Here is a 14366-nt window from a genome sequence, read left to right as displayed (position 1 = left end):
GTAGATTAAAACATGAGGCATTGTTAATATAACTCACAAAGCAATTTACAACTTAATAAGCAAGTTAAAGCTTAGACACTTATTATTTTTCAAAGCTAGACAATATAAATACAAAAAAGAAGGTGACTCTAAACAAGTTAAGATAAAGGATAGAGCGAGTATTTCTGAAAGACCTAGCAGTGCTAATAGAAAAAATCTTTATCACTTTGAAGGTGACACTATTGTTGGTAAAGACCATAAAGGTGCTATTGTAACAATGGTCGATAGAGCTAGCAGATTTACTATTTTAGCCAAGTCTATAGATAGAACAGCTAATTCAATCAATAGAATATTGTACAAAGTATCTAATGGTCATAAAATATTAACAGCTACATTTGATAATGGTAAAGAGTTTGCTAAACATAAGAAGCAAACTAGCAAGACTGGCATCAAAGTATTCTTTGCTGATCCATACAGTCCTTGGCAAAGAGGTACTAATGAAAACATGAATAGGTATATCAGACAATTTATACCTAAAGGTACTAACTTTAACAATATATCTCATCAATACATTAGAAAGTTACAGATAGACTTGAATAATAGACCTAAGAAATGTTTAAATTACTTGACACCTAATGAAGTACATTTTGGTATCTCTATAAACATTGAGAATACAATCTAGCGGGTTATCTTTACAGGGTTAACAATTGCATTAATAAGCATGACACTGCTAGTAGTATTATATAGCCTACCTACTTTAGATTATAATTACATACTAGTGATTTTATTCTTGATAACATGTATTGCCGGATTAGCATTTGGTCCTTCTGGAGTCATTGTAACCCTTATAAATGAACTATTACCTTAACAGAGTAAGAATTATTGGTATCTTCATAGCGGGCGTAGTTTCAATGTTATTTGCGTTCTTCTTTATTGGATACTTCTTACAAATAGGCGAGAGATACGGCTTTAATATTATGTTTGGAATTATTTTTATAAGTTCATTTGTATATTTATTGATTGTTAAAAAACTTATTCCAGAAACTGCAGGAAGGACATTAGAAGAAATAGAAAATGAGTTTCAGTAAAATCTTAATTAGTATTTAAAACATAACTACTATTTACTCTTTTAAAACCTCCAGTTCTTCTAAAGCTTCAAACCACTCTAATTCAGTTTGTTCTATTTTTTCTTTTAACTGAGAATGCTCAAGTAAAGTTTGCTGAAGTTTTTGTTTATCATCATATAAATCCTGATTTTGGAGAGCATCCTGCATTTGTTGATCTTGCTGTTGTAATTTTTCTAATGCCCTTTCAAGTTTTTTGACTTTATCTTGAAGTGGCTTAAGTTGCTTTCTCTTATCAGCAGATAATTTTCTATCCTGTTTTTTAGAATCATTATTAGATTGTACTGCTATATTTGATGTATTATTCTCAGCTTTTTTAACTTCAAGAATGTACTTATAGTAATCCTTCATATCACCATCAAAAGGCTTAACCTGCCCTTCACCAACAAGCATATACTCATCAACTGTTGATTCTAATAAAAATCTATCATGCGAAACTAATATTATAGCTCCTTGGAAACTCTGTAATGCTACAGTTAAAGCCTCTCGAACGCCAATATCTAAGTGGTTTGTTGGTTCATCTAGTAATAAAAAGTTAGGCTCTTGATATACAATCATTGCTAGAGCTAATCTAGCTTTCTCACCACCAGAAAAGGTTCCTGCCTTTGCCAAAGCCTTATCGCCCACAAAGTTAAAACTACCTAAAAAAGTTCTAAGCTTTTCTTGAGTTGCTTGTGAGTCTAAGCATTGCATATGCAATAATGGTGAAGCCTCAGAATCAAGCATCTCTAATGAATGTTGCGAGAAATACCCTACTCTAAGATTTGGATGTTTTTCTATCTTACCTGATAAAATGTCTATATCACCAATAAGAGATTTAATGAGTGTTGATTTACCAGCTCCATTTAGACCTAATAGACCTATACGCATTTCATTATAGATATTTAGTTTTACGTTATTAAGAATTTTTTTATCGCCATAACCAAGATCAGTATTTTGTAAACTGACCAAAGTACCTCCAAGATGCTCTTTAACTTGCTTAAATTCAAAGCTAAATTCAGAATCTGACTTAACAGCTTCTATTCGCTGTATTTTTTCTAACATCTTGACGCGACTTTGTGCTTGTTTTGCTTTTGAGGCTTTAGCTTTAAATCTATCAACAAAGCTCTGTAAATGAGCAATATGCTTTTGTTGTTTCTCAAACTGCTTTTGTTGTAATACTTTTTGCTCATAAGACTGCTTTTCATAAGATGAATAGTTACCAGTATAAGTATCTATATTCTTATTATCGATATGAAATATTTGCTTGACAACATTATCTAAAAAGATTCTATCATGTGAAATAAGTAGTAAAGAACCTTTATATTCTTGTAGATACTCTTCTAACCATAGTACAGCATCTAAATCTAAATGGTTGGTTGGTTCATCAAGTAATAAAATATCTGACTCTTGCAGTAGTGCTTGAGCAAGATTTAAGCGTATCTGCCAACCACCAGATAGCTCTTTTACCTTTTGTTGGAGTTGACTAACGCTAAAACCCAAACCTGACAGCAGTTTACCAGCTTGAGACTCTATTGCATAGCCTCCTAAAGATTCATACTCTTCATGGTATTTTGAATAATCTACAAAGTTCTCAGACTCTAAAGATTTTTGCATTTGGATCTTCAATTGTTTTAAAGATTCTATACCATTGACTACATAATCTATCACTTTAGCTTCGAAGTCATCAACCTCTTGCTTAACAGTAACTATACGGGTATTTTTAGCAATCTCAATATCGCCCTTATCTGGTGTTAGATTACCTTGTACAAGGTTAAAAAGTGTCGTTTTGCCTGTACCATTTTTGCCCACAAGACCTATTTTTTGATTAGGAAAGATTGAGAAATTAATACTATCAAAAAGCTCTTTTATCTCTACTTGATAAGATACATTTTTAAAGAAAATCATTTGTTTTAATATAAGTATTTCATTAGCTAAATTATATACATTGAGTATTTATATAAAAGTGATTTTCAAATATAGCTAGTATTGATACTCCATAAGAGAAATGTTTTAGCACTCCTGGAAATAACAAATTCCTGTATCTAAATATTAAAACAGCGATCACTGAAGTTAACATTACAGGAAATGATGAAAAGATCCCTGCCCATTCATGTCCTACTATATTGGCAATTCCTGTAATTAATAATACAAACGAAGCTACTAAAAAAATTCTGAAAGCTATCACTTTAAATATATTAACAGGCTCGAGATTAATATTCTCTATTGCTGAATTTTCTTTGACAACTATCTTAAAGAAGATAATAGTTAATATCATTGTGATTATAAAAATTATTAGCCCTAATGACAAAGTAATATTAAATTTTGTGAAAATGTAAGCACTTGTAAAATAAGCGATAAAGCCTATACCAAGTGCGCTAATGGTATTAATAAGTCGTTGATTAGAAAAAAGTTTACTACCAAAATAAAAACCAATCGTAAATAGCAGCATAGAAGCAAACCCTACAAGTGCATAGGGCATTGAATCTATCAAAAACTGTAGACCATTCTCACGCGCATAAAAATAAGTAAAAAGACCAACACTAAGTGGTAAACCAGAAAATAAACCTCCTAATCTAGGACTTTTTTCAGATATATATTAGTCCTATTACCATTAAGGCTGATAATATTATTTTTATAACAATCAATAACATATAAAAAATATCTCTATAAAATATAGATTGAAAGTTTACACTATTTGGTATTTTTATAAATCATTTTACAGATCTAATAATGCTATACTATCCAAAGCATTTATCTATACTAATATCTATGATGCAAAATATAATTGTTGTCTTATTTAATAAGTTTGAAACCTTAGATGTTTTTGGACCAGTTGAGATTTTTGGGAGTTTCAAAGAACACTTCAAACTTGAGTATTATTCTCTAGAAGGTGGTAGTATATATAGTAGTCAGAATGTCTGTATAAATACCAAAAAACTCTCAGATGCTAATTCAAAAGACTCGATATTATTTGTGCCTGGGGTATTGGTACAAGAGAATTAATCTACAATAAAAAATTAATAGCTAAATTAACTAGACTGGCAAATAATGCTAAATATATACTTACAGTCTGTACGGGTTCATCTTTATTTTTACAAACAAATCTGCTTAATGGCAAAAAAGCTACTTCTAATAAAAAAGCTCTTAGTTGGACAAAATCTATAGCTCCAGATGTAAACTGGATCGACAAAGCTAGATGGGTAAAAAATGGTAATATTTATACAAGCTCTGGTATAAGTGCGGGGATAGATATGTCTCTTAGTTTCATAGCCGATATCTTAGGCTATGATGTAGCTAAACAAAAGAGTATAGAGTTAGAATACTCATGGCAAGAAGATGCTAGCATTGATGAGTTTGCAAATATTTATAAATAACAACTCATGAGCAAAACAAGAAAAATCATACATATTGATATGGATTATTTTTTTGCTCAGGTCGAGGAAAAAGCTAATCCTAGCCTCAAAGATAAACCATTTGCTGTAGGTGGTACCAACCCCAAACGTGGCGTAATATCAACTTGTAACTATATAGCTAGAGAATATGGTGTACGCTCTGCTATGCCTACAGCGATCGCTATGCAGAAATGCCCTAATCTAATACTTTTAAATACTGATTTTGCAAAATATAAAGCTGCTTCTTCGATTATAAGAGAGATATTCTACACTTTCACAGACAAAGTTGAGCCTCTATCTCTTGATGAGGCGTATTTAGATGTTACAGATGTTGCAGCATATAAAAATAGTGCAACATTAATTGCTCAGGCGATCAAACAAGAAATTTTTAATAAAACTGGCCTTACAGGATCAGCTGGAGTAGCTCCAAACAAACTCCTTGCCAAGATAGCTAGCGATATTAACAAACCTAATGGTTTATATGTAATCACTCCTGAGCAAGTTAATGATTTTGTTAAAAATCTACCAGTTAAGAAACTTTTTGGAGTTGGTAAAGTCTCGCAAGAGAAGCTAAAAAATATGAACGTTGAAACCTGCTTAGACTTGCAGCAACTAAGCCTAACTACTCTTCTAAATAAGTTTGGTAAATTTGGAAGTAGTTTATATAACTATGCCAGAGGTATTGATAACCGTGAAGTTAATCCGGTACGTATCCGTAAATCTGTAAGTGTAGAAAATACATATTTAGAAGATCTAAAGACTCTAGAGACTTGCCTAGAGAAACTACCTAACCTATATGATAAATTAATTAGTCGCATGACTGAAGAGCATTATAAGTCTATAATTGGTATTGTTGTCAAATTTACAGATACAAAATTTAATAAAACCAGTCTAACTAGAGTAGCAAAAACACTAGACAAAGAAATGCTAAAAAATCTGATAATTGAGTTACATCAAAAACAAAATCACCCTATTCGACTAATTGGTATAGGTGTAAAACTTGGGAAAATTGATGATAGGCAGTTAAGTTTAGTATTTTAAAGTCTATTGATTTAATCATGCTCTAAATTCATAAATAAGGGATATAACTTAAAAACACTGTCATCAACTATGTTTCTAAATTATAGTTAATCCAAAAGATATTTGTAGAAATGTTATAATGTCTAATGAAAATGTCATCATATAGCCAAGATTTTAGAGACATCGTAATTAATAAATATGAAGAAGGTTATGACAGAGTTTGAGCTGAGTAAGTTTTTTAACATAGATAAGCATACAGTTGTATCATGGATAGAGCTTTATAAAAGAACCGGAGATTATAGTTCAAAGCAAGGAGTTGGTTGTGGCAGAGTGGCTAGCTTTACCGATAAAACATTGATTGAACAGTATTTGATAGATCATCCAGATGCAAGTGCAAGATATAAAAAAAGCATTAGCCCCTGATATTCCAAGAAGTACATTTTATGATTGTCTTAATAGACTTGGTTTTAGTTTTAAAAAAAAGACTCCAAGATATAAGCAAAGAAAAGAACATGAAAGGTTGGAGTATATAGAAAAACTAAAAGAAATAGCTCAAAATCTGTTAGTTTATATAGATGAGATTGGCTGTGATAATAAGCTTTCTATTCTAAGAGTATGGCCACCAATTGGTGAGCCTAGTTATGGCGAGGTTTTAGCATATCAAACATAAAGAAGAAGTATTGTTGTTGGATATAATTATGCAGATAAAAAGATTATAGCTCCATTAGAGTACAGCGGATATACTAATACTGAAATTTTGAGCCTTTCCAAATAAATGTGTAAATTCTCTTACACAAACCTCTGAATTCTATCTTCAAATTCGATAGCGAAATAAGGCATAGCCTCATTCCAATATCTCACAGGCATAGACCATTTTTTAGTCAAATAATCTATAGCCAAATATAATGACTTGAAAACAGCGTCATCTTTAGGAAATATTTTCTTATTTTTAATAACTTTCCTAAACTGACTATTAAGCGATTCTATCGCATTAGTAGTATAAATTACTTTACGAATTTTTGGAGGGTATTGTAAGAATACAGTCAAATTATCCAACGACTATACAGTCAAAAATACTATAGGATAAACAGACTCTAACGATCTGTTTTAACATCCTCTATAATAGTTTCTGTAACATCACTTATAAAGCTTGTACTTATCTCTGTCTCATACAGATCAAATAGTTGCTGTTGGATATATGTAGTACTCATCCCTTTAGCGTACAAAGATATGATTTTTTCGTCTAAGCCATTTATTTTTGTTACTCTTTTAGGAACTATTTGTAGATAGGCTTTTATTGCTATAGCCATTTCTAGCATTCGAGGAATTGCTGCTTGATGTTTTGAATAACCAAGGTGGTTACTCATCTCTGTATCTAATGCTTTTTCAAGTAACCTTTTTATCAGCTGCTTAAGTAAACCATCTTTTTCAAACATTTGATTAACATCAATTCCAGAATCTATTATCTAGTCTGCTAGCATTGAGTAAATATCTTCCGATTTTCTATTCTTAGACATGTTTTTATCCTTAATATTCTACTAAAAATAATCTAGCATCTTAATTAAGAATTTACACAATTAATTGGAAAGAGCCCCATTAAGAAAAATTATAGTCATCGCTAATACTAAAATTAGAGATTTGAAACTGAAAATGCAAATTTCGTAAATAATTTACAACATAGTTGATGACTTGATGATTAAATCAACAGATTTTTTTAGATTTTTTGATAATTATTGTCAGATACTTCTTTTACAACATACTCTTGAAGTGTAATTCCTTGTATAGTATCCATTAGCTCTTTAGTGAGCTCTTGCCCTCTTAGGTGTTGACCGACTGGTATTACTAAGTGTAACCTAGCTCCTTATATATCTATACCGTTTAGACTTATATATGAGTGTAGTATTAAATTATTAGAATATTTAGATTTGACAATTTTGTTAACTATAAAGTCTAAGAAATATTTTGAAACTATAGAGTTTATTAAGGGCTAATTCTAACTATCGAATACACATAATCGATATCAAATTTGAAAAATCAAAACCTAATAAATTTTTAACTTCATCACTTTTTAGCAATGCCACCAAACCTGTTTTGGTATTATCATGTTTGAATATTTTTTCTATCGTAGCGTCATTTTCAGTCAGCAGAACTTTCAAAAAATCTTTTTCTAAAAAAATCTTACACCCTTCTTTTAAACTTGGGTGATGTGCTAGACCATATTCGTATGCTTTTAATTGATTATCATTCAATACCATATTTACAAACTCTCATCTTCTTTGATCCAGCTTTGCATAGCTGTAATAAGTTCAGCAAAAATATCTGCCATCAGCAATAAATCAACTTCATGACCAACATTATCTTCTTTATTTAGATCTTTTATACCATCTAAGAATTTAATACTTTTAAACTGTAACTTAGTATTTGCTGTCATAGCAAGCTGCTCTTTCCAAGTTATAGCCAACTCTGTAATGTACCCTCCACTATCAATAAATGATTTGATATTATCATTCAACATCGAACTACCTTGGCATGAGATATTTGCAATACTATCTCCTATAGCACTTGTAAGCTTACATTTTTCTGCTATTTCAATATCTACTGGATAAGTATCTTCGACAAGCCACTCTGTTAGAATATCTGTCTCTTCTTTGATGATAGGTTCAAACCTTGCTTCACATCTATGCAATAGATCTAAAACTTCTGTAATCTGCTTTTCTGAAACACTATCAATTATTAGATAGTTATTAGTCAGATCCAAATAGCCATGAATCTTTCTAAACTTACTAAATGCTAGAGGTAGTAGCTTTTGCTCCATATCCTCTTTTATTTGTGTTTTTTCTTTTTTACTTACATATCTAGTAAGCTCTAACTCTTGAATATATTCCTGTGCTTGTTGGTTGATAACTTGAGCAGGAAGAATTTTTTCTTCAGTAAGTAAACAAAATGCAGCCAAATGATTAAACTTAAAAAGACATTGCTCATCTTTTATAAATGGATTTGTAAAACCTCTCGAAGACTTCTGAGAATTGCTACAAGGAGTAAATGCGAGTTTATTCATCGAATCTTCAAAAATATCTATATTAATATCAGTAATTTTGAATGCTGTAAGATTTTTAAAAAACATAAAAAACGATTAAATATAATAAAGCTGTTTCAAAATAATAAAACATCTAATCATAAAGTAAAACTATTAAACTACAAATTTAACAGTTTATATGATTTAACTATCTCAAAACTCATAACTGTTGTTGCAGTATCTGCTGGGAGATATTTGATTATAGCTATTTTATCAAAGATAATTTTTTTAGAAAATTGATATTCCAAAAGCTTGTCATGATTAGTAGCACCATACACTAAGCTAACATGAGGATCTAAATTATATTCACTTTCTGTATCTAATTTTCTTACACTAGCAAAAAGATTATCTAGCCGTATAGTTTTTGATAACTTGAGATAGTAGTTCATAAAATAAGAATCTCTATCTATAGCTATACTATCAATAATCTAATGAGATACTCTCATAATTAAGCTGGCTTGTCCAACACCCAAAATCTTCAACAATATTTTTAGCAGAGCTAAATAGTGTCAAATGAGGTATAAATGAGGGTTGTCTAGCAATATAAGAATTATAGTTGATACATCTAGCCAGAGCCAAGAGACATTTCTGTGCAGGTATTAGCCAAATACTATATTTATGAGATGACACAATTATTAACTCATTCTAACAAAAATTGTAATATTTGTTATAATAGCAAATCTTTAGTTATATTAATTATGAATTTCTAGGAATAAATATGTCACAAATAGTTGTTTGCGCAATGTACAAATTTGTAACGCTTGAAGATTATGAAGCTATGCGCCAGCCTCTGCTTGATACTATGATAAAAAATAATGTCAAAGGTACACTACTTCTTGCCAATGAAGGTATTAACGGTACAGTAGCAGGATCTCGTGAAGGTGTAGATGAGTTATTAGCATATATAAAATCTGACTCTAGATTAGCTGATATTGACTACAAAGAGTCTTATCATCAAGAAATGTCTTTCTATCGTTCAAAAGTAAAACTTAAAAAAGAGATTGTAACTCTTGGTGTCGAAGAGATTGATCCAAATAAAGTCTGCGGAAAGTATGTAGAGCCTAAAGATTGGAATGCTCTCATATCAGATCCAGAAACTATACTTGTAGATACTCGTAATGATTATGAGATAGAAATAGGTACATTCAAAAATGCTATCAATCCAAGTACAGAGACTTTTAGAGAATTTCCAGAATATGTCGATAAAAACCTAGACCCTAAAAAGCACAAAAAAGTAGCTATGTTTTGTACTGGCGGTATTAGATGTGAAAAATCTACAGCTTTAATGAAAGCTAAAGGTTTTGATGAGGTTTATCACCTAAAAGGTGGAATCTTAAAATATCTAGAGGAAGTACCAAAAGAAGAGTCTATGTGGGAAGGTGAATGTTTTGTATTTGACTCAAGAGTGGCTGTAAATCATGATCTTGAGAAAGGTAGCTATGATCAATGTTTTGCTTGTCGTATGCCTATCACCGAAGAGGACAAAAAACGCCCAGAGTATGTCAAAGGTATAAGCTGTCATCATTGCTATGATAAGATTACAGAAGAACAAAAAGCTCGCTTTGCAGAACGTGAAAAACAATCTCAACTAGCTGCTGAAAGAGGATTTTTACATGTTGGTGATGATGCCAAAAAATTAGCAAAATTAAATAAACAACAAAAACAACAAGCAAAAGAGATAGCTCGTAAAAAAGCAAAAAGTAAAATTTAACTTCTAATATAAACAATCAAAATTCAAATCATTTTTTTACAAGCAATTTTATACTCCTACTGTTAAAATATAATATATTTAAATATTTCTTTTAAGATATAATTCTCAACATAAAAGGCTATAACTCTTATGCAAGAAAAAATCACACAATTTGAGAACTTTTTAACTCAACTACAACAAAAAATCACATCTACTCTTGAGCAATCTGAAACTAGCTCGGCTAAATTCATTAGTGACAAATGGCAAAAGCCAAATACTCCTGAACAAAAACTCAAAGGCTATGGTAACTCTATGATTATAGAAGATGGCGAAATCTTTGAAAAAGGCGTCGTTGCATTCTCTAGAGTTCACGGAGATGCTTTACCACCATCGGCTACCGCAAAAAGACAAGAACTTGCTGGTAAATCATTTATTGCGACCGGTGTCTCGCTAGTTATTCACCCTCGCAATCCTTTTGTGCCTACATCTCATGCTAATTTTAGAATCTTCGTTGCTGGTGCAGATACAGATAATCCTATATGGTGGTTTGGTGGTGGTTTTGATCTAACACCTTACTACCCTTTTGAAGAAGATGCTATTCATTGGCACCAAACTGCAAAAAATGTTTGCGATAAACATGATGCTAGCTATTATCCTAGTTTCAAAAAATGGTGTGATGAATACTTTTATCTCAAACATCGTGATGAGTGTAGAGGCGTTGGAGGTTTGTTTTTTGATGATTTGAATGACAAATCTTTTGATGAATGTTTCAAATTTGTGACTGATTGTGCAAATTCATACTTAGAAGCTTATATACCAATAGTAGAAAAAAGAAAGAACATAGCATATTCACAAAAGCACAAAGATTTTCAACTCTACCGTCGTGGTAGATATGTCGAGTTTAATCTAGTCTTTGATAGAGGTACTATATTTGGCCTTCAAAGTGGTGGACGCACAGAATCAATACTATCATCAATGCCACCTATGGCTACTTGGAAGTATAACTGGCAACCTGAGCCTGATTCTGAAGAAGAAAAAGTATATGAATATATAAAGCCAAGAGATTGGATTAAATAGTGTTTACAACTAAAAACATATCATTTATGTGAAAAATAAATATGTTACAATAAGCTCAAATTATTAGAAGTTTTTAAAATTATGAAAATTAATTTTTGTGCGGGCCCTGCTGTTGTGCCTACATCTATAATAGAACAGTTACAACAAATGATGGTTGATAATAAAAATACTGGTGTATCTTTATTATCTATTTCACATCGTGATAAAGTTTTTGATGAAGTGCATGCCTCTATTCAAAAAAATCTCAGAAGTTTACTTAACATTCCGGATAACTACTCTGTACTTTTAATGCAAGCTGGAGCTACGGCACAATTTGCTGCTATACCTATGAATTTAGCAGACAAGTATGATAGAGCATTATATGTATGTAGTGGGCAATGGTCAGAAAAAGCTGCTCAAGAAGCTGCTAAATTTACGTCTGTAGATGCTGTGAAATATGATGATAATATTGCTCAAAGTTTCCAAGCTGACACATACGAGTATATATATTACACAGATAATGAGACTGTAGATGGTTTTCAGATTAACAAACTTGCCAAATCTTGCAACACTGAAATAGTTTGTGATATGTCCTCAAGCTTTCTATCAAAGCCGATCAATATTAGTGATTACGGTTTGATATATGCTGGTGCGCAGAAAAACGCTGGTATACCTGGTTTGACTATAGTTATAGTCAAAGATTCTTTAATCAAAGCCAAGGATAATATTCCAGTGGTATTTGACTATCTAGTTACCAAAAAATCAAATTCAGTTTACAACACTCCTTCTGTTATCTCATGGGTTACTTTTGAGTTGACACTAGAATATTTAATTAACAAATTTGAAAATTTGAAAAATGTAGAAACTTTTAGTAACCAAAAAGCAAATCTACTCTACTCAGCCATTGATAATTCAAAAATTTTCAAAAATGATATCAAGCCAGAATATCGTTCTAACATGAATGTTATATTCCATTTATCGAATGAGGAACTAACTAGTAAATTTTTAAGTGCGGCTAATAAAGCTGGATTTTATGGCTTAAAAGGACATCGAAGTGTCGGTGGCTGTAGAGCTAGTCTTTATAATGCTGTTAGTCTAGAAGATGTTGAAAAATTAGTACAATTTATGCAAGGCTTTGAGAATGAACAACTCTAAGATAATAACTGTAGATGGACCAAGTGGTGTCGGTAAAGGGACATTATCAAAAAAATTAGCAAAGTACTTTGACTATAAGCTTTTGGATAGTGGTGCAATATATAGAATAGCAGCATTACACTGCTACAATGCTGGTGCTAATTTAGATAATCAAGATGATGCTTGTAGTAAGCTTGAATCACTAGACATATCGTTTAAAGTTCAAAATGATTCTATAATAGTCCTTCTAAATAATGCTGATGTGACTAAAGCTATCCGTACTGAACAAACTGGGATGCTAGCATCAAAAACTTCTGCATATCCAAAAGTACGCCAAATGTTACATGACAAAATGCTCTCTTTTGCAACTGATGCTGGGCTTGTAGCAGATGGTAGAGATATGGGTACAGTTGTTTTCCCTGATGCTAAATACAAATTCTTCTTAGATGCTAGTTCAGAAGTTAGAGCCCAAAGAAGATATGATGAGTTACTGACAAAAGGTGAAGGTCCTAATTTTGATAAAATCAAAAATGATATCGAGCAAAGAGATTTCCAAGACAGAAATAGAAAAGTAGCTCCTTTGAAGCCTGCTGATGATGCTATTTTAGTTGATACTAGCAACCTATCTATCGAAGAAGTTTTCCAAAAAGTTTTAAATCATATTAACAATCTTTAATTTCTCCACACCAACAACATAAAATATCACAACCATTAGCTCCTGAAACAACAGAATGTTGTGAGTTAATAGGATTGATAAAAAAATCACCCTTGCTAAACTCTCCTCTTTCATCACAGATAGAACCCTCTATAACATATACCCACTCGACATCTGGATGACTATGTTGGCTTAATTTTGCATTTGGCTCCAATCTAATAAAGTCTATTTGAAAGTTTCTTGAGTTATCTCTAGCTAATAACTTTTTAGAAATTCCTGGCTTAAATACTTCAAAGTTGATATCTTTTAAATTTGTTTTCATTTGTCTAACTCCACTCAAACTAAACACTGCTAATAATTCTACTTTATCATAGATAAAAATAACTTTATAATTACACGATTAAAAAAGATTTTAACCAAATTAATCAATGTCTGAAATTAATTCTCTAAATAAAAAGTTAAATAAAATAATTATTGAAACAAATGGTTTATCAATATTTATCAATATTTAACACTCTTGAACTACTAAGTTATGAGAATCTAGATGAAAATGAATCGCAATGCCTTCAAGATTTCATAAAAAAACTCAAATAAAAGCTAGATTGTATTCTCAATGTTTATAGAGATACCAAAATGTACTTCATTAGGTGTCAAGTAATTTAAACATTTCTTAGGTCTATTATTCAAGTCTATCTGTAACTTTCTAATGTATTGATGAGATATATTGTTAAAGTTAGTACCTTTAGATATAAATTGTCTGATATACCTATTCATGTTTTCATTAGTACCTCTTTGCCAAGGACTGTATGGATCAGCAAAGAATACTTTGATGCCAGTCTTGCTAGTTTGCTTCTTATGTTTAGCAAACTCTTTACCATTATCAAATGTAGCTGTTAATATTTTATGACCATTAGATACTTTGTACAATATTCTATTGATTGAATTAGCTGTTCTATCTATAGACTTGGCTAAAATAGTAAATCTGCTAGCTCTATCGACCATTGTTACAATAGCACCTTTATGGTCTTTACCAACAATAGTGTCACCTTCAAAGTGATAAAGATTTTTTCTATTAGCACTGCTAGGTCTTTCAGAAATACTCGCTCTATCCTTTATCTTAACTTGTTTAGAGTCACCTTCTTTTTTGTATTTATATTGTCTAGCTTTGAAAAATAATAAGTGTCTAAGCTTTAACTTGCTTATTAAGTTGTAAATTGCTTTGTGAGTTATATTAACAATGCCTCATGTTTTAATCTAC

General features: G+C 31.2%; 13 protein-coding genes and 5 pseudogenes. 9 read left to right on the top strand and 9 right to left on the bottom strand.

All coding sequences use genetic code 11. The features are described from left to right. Positions 1-16: 16 nt before the first annotated feature. Together F8C69_RS04490 and F8C69_RS10540 are read left to right on the top strand one after the other, a co-directional pair. A pseudogene (locus F8C69_RS04490) lies at positions 17-661 on the top strand (IS30 family transposase); the annotation flags it as partial. 169 nt (positions 662-830) lie between these two features. After that, the gene (locus F8C69_RS10540; protein WP_234393292.1) at positions 831-1067 is read left to right on the top strand and encodes an MFS transporter; all 237 of its coding nucleotides are present in this window, start codon (positions 831-833) and stop codon (positions 1065-1067) included. 33 nt (positions 1068-1100) lie between these two features. Here F8C69_RS10540 and F8C69_RS04480 read toward each other — a convergent pair whose 3' ends face one another. Next, complete coding sequence (locus F8C69_RS04480) at positions 1101-2990, bottom strand: ABC-F family ATP-binding cassette domain-containing protein (protein WP_159184355.1); 1890 nt, start codon at positions 2988-2990, stop codon at positions 1101-1103. Positions 2991-3021: 31 nt separating this feature from the next. Next, a complete protein-coding gene (locus F8C69_RS04475) occupies positions 3022-3534 on the bottom strand; it encodes a hypothetical protein (protein ID WP_234384273.1) in 513 nt (170 codons plus the stop codon). A gap of 323 nt (positions 3535-3857) precedes the next feature. On the opposite strand from F8C69_RS04475, the pseudogene F8C69_RS04470 reads away from it, so the two are divergent. The 3 genes and pseudogenes from F8C69_RS04470 to F8C69_RS04460 all read left to right on the top strand — a co-directional run. Next, a pseudogene (locus F8C69_RS04470) lies at positions 3858-4459 on the top strand (DJ-1/PfpI family protein). A 6-nt stretch (positions 4460-4465) separates the two neighbouring features. Beyond that, complete coding sequence (gene dinB / locus F8C69_RS04465; RefSeq protein ID WP_159184354.1) at positions 4466-5518, top strand: DNA polymerase IV; 1053 nt, start codon at positions 4466-4468, stop codon at positions 5516-5518. A 131-nt stretch (positions 5519-5649) separates the two neighbouring features. Further along, positions 5650-6260 (top strand): annotated as a pseudogene (locus tag F8C69_RS04460) (transposase); the annotation flags it as partial. Between the two features lie 26 nt (positions 6261-6286). On the opposite strand, the pseudogene F8C69_RS11275 reads toward F8C69_RS04460, so the two are convergent. The 5 genes and pseudogenes from F8C69_RS11275 to F8C69_RS10535 all read right to left on the bottom strand — a co-directional run. Continuing rightward, positions 6287-6550 (bottom strand): annotated as a pseudogene (locus F8C69_RS11275) (transposase); the annotation flags it as partial. A gap of 41 nt (positions 6551-6591) precedes the next feature. After that, positions 6592-6933 carry a transposase gene (locus F8C69_RS11270; RefSeq protein ID WP_200153737.1) on the bottom strand — a complete coding sequence of 114 codons (342 nt, stop codon included), beginning with the start codon at positions 6931-6933 and terminating at the stop codon, positions 6592-6594. 561 nt (positions 6934-7494) lie between these two features. Beyond that, positions 7495-7752: a hypothetical protein gene (locus F8C69_RS04450; protein ID WP_159184353.1), complete on the bottom strand. Its 258-nt coding sequence runs from the start codon at positions 7750-7752 to the stop codon at positions 7495-7497. 2 nt (positions 7753-7754) lie between these two features. After that, a complete protein-coding gene (locus tag F8C69_RS04445) occupies positions 7755-8621 on the bottom strand; it encodes a recombination-associated protein RdgC (protein ID WP_159184352.1) in 867 nt (288 codons plus the stop codon). A gap of 71 nt (positions 8622-8692) precedes the next feature. Continuing rightward, positions 8693-8962: a hypothetical protein gene (locus tag F8C69_RS10535; RefSeq protein ID WP_234384272.1), complete on the bottom strand. Its 270-nt coding sequence runs from the start codon at positions 8960-8962 to the stop codon at positions 8693-8695. A 329-nt stretch (positions 8963-9291) separates the two neighbouring features. Here F8C69_RS10535 and trhO point away from each other — a divergent pair, with 329 nt between their 5' ends. The 4 genes from trhO (at position 9292) to cmk (ending at position 13129) form a co-directional block, all read left to right on the top strand. Next, complete coding sequence (gene trhO / locus F8C69_RS04435) at positions 9292-10284, top strand: oxygen-dependent tRNA uridine(34) hydroxylase TrhO (RefSeq protein ID WP_159184351.1); 993 nt, start codon at positions 9292-9294, stop codon at positions 10282-10284. A gap of 129 nt (positions 10285-10413) precedes the next feature. Beyond that, positions 10414-11340 carry an oxygen-dependent coproporphyrinogen oxidase gene (hemF, locus tag F8C69_RS04430; RefSeq protein ID WP_159184350.1) on the top strand — a complete coding sequence of 309 codons (927 nt, stop codon included), beginning with the start codon at positions 10414-10416 and terminating at the stop codon, positions 11338-11340. Positions 11341-11421: 81 nt separating this feature from the next. Then, positions 11422-12474 carry a 3-phosphoserine/phosphohydroxythreonine transaminase gene (gene serC, locus F8C69_RS04425; RefSeq protein WP_159184349.1) on the top strand — a complete coding sequence of 351 codons (1053 nt, stop codon included), beginning with the start codon at positions 11422-11424 and terminating at the stop codon, positions 12472-12474. Further along, entirely contained in the window at positions 12461-13129 is a 669-nt protein-coding gene (gene cmk, locus F8C69_RS04420) for a (d)CMP kinase (RefSeq protein ID WP_159184348.1), read from the top strand. The genes serC and cmk overlap by 14 nt, the downstream gene beginning before the upstream one ends. On the opposite strand, the gene F8C69_RS04415 is transcribed toward cmk, so the two are convergent. Both F8C69_RS04415 and F8C69_RS04410 read right to left on the bottom strand, forming a co-directional pair. Further along, entirely contained in the window at positions 13116-13430 is a 315-nt protein-coding gene (locus F8C69_RS04415) for a cupin domain-containing protein (protein WP_159184347.1), read from the bottom strand. The two genes, cmk and F8C69_RS04415, sit on opposite strands and share 14 nt — an antisense overlap. A 275-nt stretch (positions 13431-13705) precedes the next feature. Beyond that, positions 13706-14350 (bottom strand): annotated as a pseudogene (locus tag F8C69_RS04410) (IS30 family transposase); the annotation flags it as partial. Positions 14351-14366 lie beyond the last annotated feature (16 nt).

The organism is Francisella noatunensis subsp. noatunensis (assembly GCF_009823375.1).
Taxonomy (GTDB): domain Bacteria; phylum Pseudomonadota; class Gammaproteobacteria; order Francisellales; family Francisellaceae; genus Francisella; species Francisella noatunensis.
Note: the sequence above shows the minus strand (reverse complement) of the source record. Positions and strands in the feature narration are given on the sequence as shown.

Excerpts from the sequence above, each read along its gene's own strand:
- F8C69_RS10540 (WP_234393292.1), top strand. The coding sequence starts at position 831 with ATGAACTATTACCTTAACAGAGTAAGAATTATTGGTATCTTCATAGCG.
- F8C69_RS04480 (WP_159184355.1), bottom strand. The coding sequence starts at position 2,990 with ATGATTTTCTTTAAAAATGTATCTTATCAAGTAGAGATAAAAGAGCTT.
- F8C69_RS04475 (WP_234384273.1), bottom strand. The coding sequence starts at position 3,534 with ATGCTGCTATTTACGATTGGTTTTTATTTTGGTAGTAAACTTTTTTCT.
- dinB (WP_159184354.1), top strand. The coding sequence starts at position 4,466 with ATGAGCAAAACAAGAAAAATCATACATATTGATATGGATTATTTTTTT.
- F8C69_RS11270 (WP_200153737.1), bottom strand. The coding sequence starts at position 6,933 with ATGTTTGAAAAAGATGGTTTACTTAAGCAGCTGATAAAAAGGTTACTT.
- F8C69_RS04450 (WP_159184353.1), bottom strand. The coding sequence starts at position 7,752 with ATGGTATTGAATGATAATCAATTAAAAGCATACGAATATGGTCTAGCA.
- F8C69_RS04445 (WP_159184352.1), bottom strand. The coding sequence starts at position 8,621 with ATGTTTTTTAAAAATCTTACAGCATTCAAAATTACTGATATTAATATA.
- F8C69_RS10535 (WP_234384272.1), bottom strand. The coding sequence starts at position 8,962 with ATGAACTACTATCTCAAGTTATCAAAAACTATACGGCTAGATAATCTT.
- trhO (WP_159184351.1), top strand. The coding sequence starts at position 9,292 with ATGTCACAAATAGTTGTTTGCGCAATGTACAAATTTGTAACGCTTGAA.
- hemF (WP_159184350.1), top strand. The coding sequence starts at position 10,414 with ATGCAAGAAAAAATCACACAATTTGAGAACTTTTTAACTCAACTACAA.
- serC (WP_159184349.1), top strand. The coding sequence starts at position 11,422 with ATGAAAATTAATTTTTGTGCGGGCCCTGCTGTTGTGCCTACATCTATA.
- cmk (WP_159184348.1), top strand. The coding sequence starts at position 12,461 with ATGAACAACTCTAAGATAATAACTGTAGATGGACCAAGTGGTGTCGGT.
- F8C69_RS04415 (WP_159184347.1), bottom strand. The coding sequence starts at position 13,430 with ATGAAAACAAATTTAAAAGATATCAACTTTGAAGTATTTAAGCCAGGA.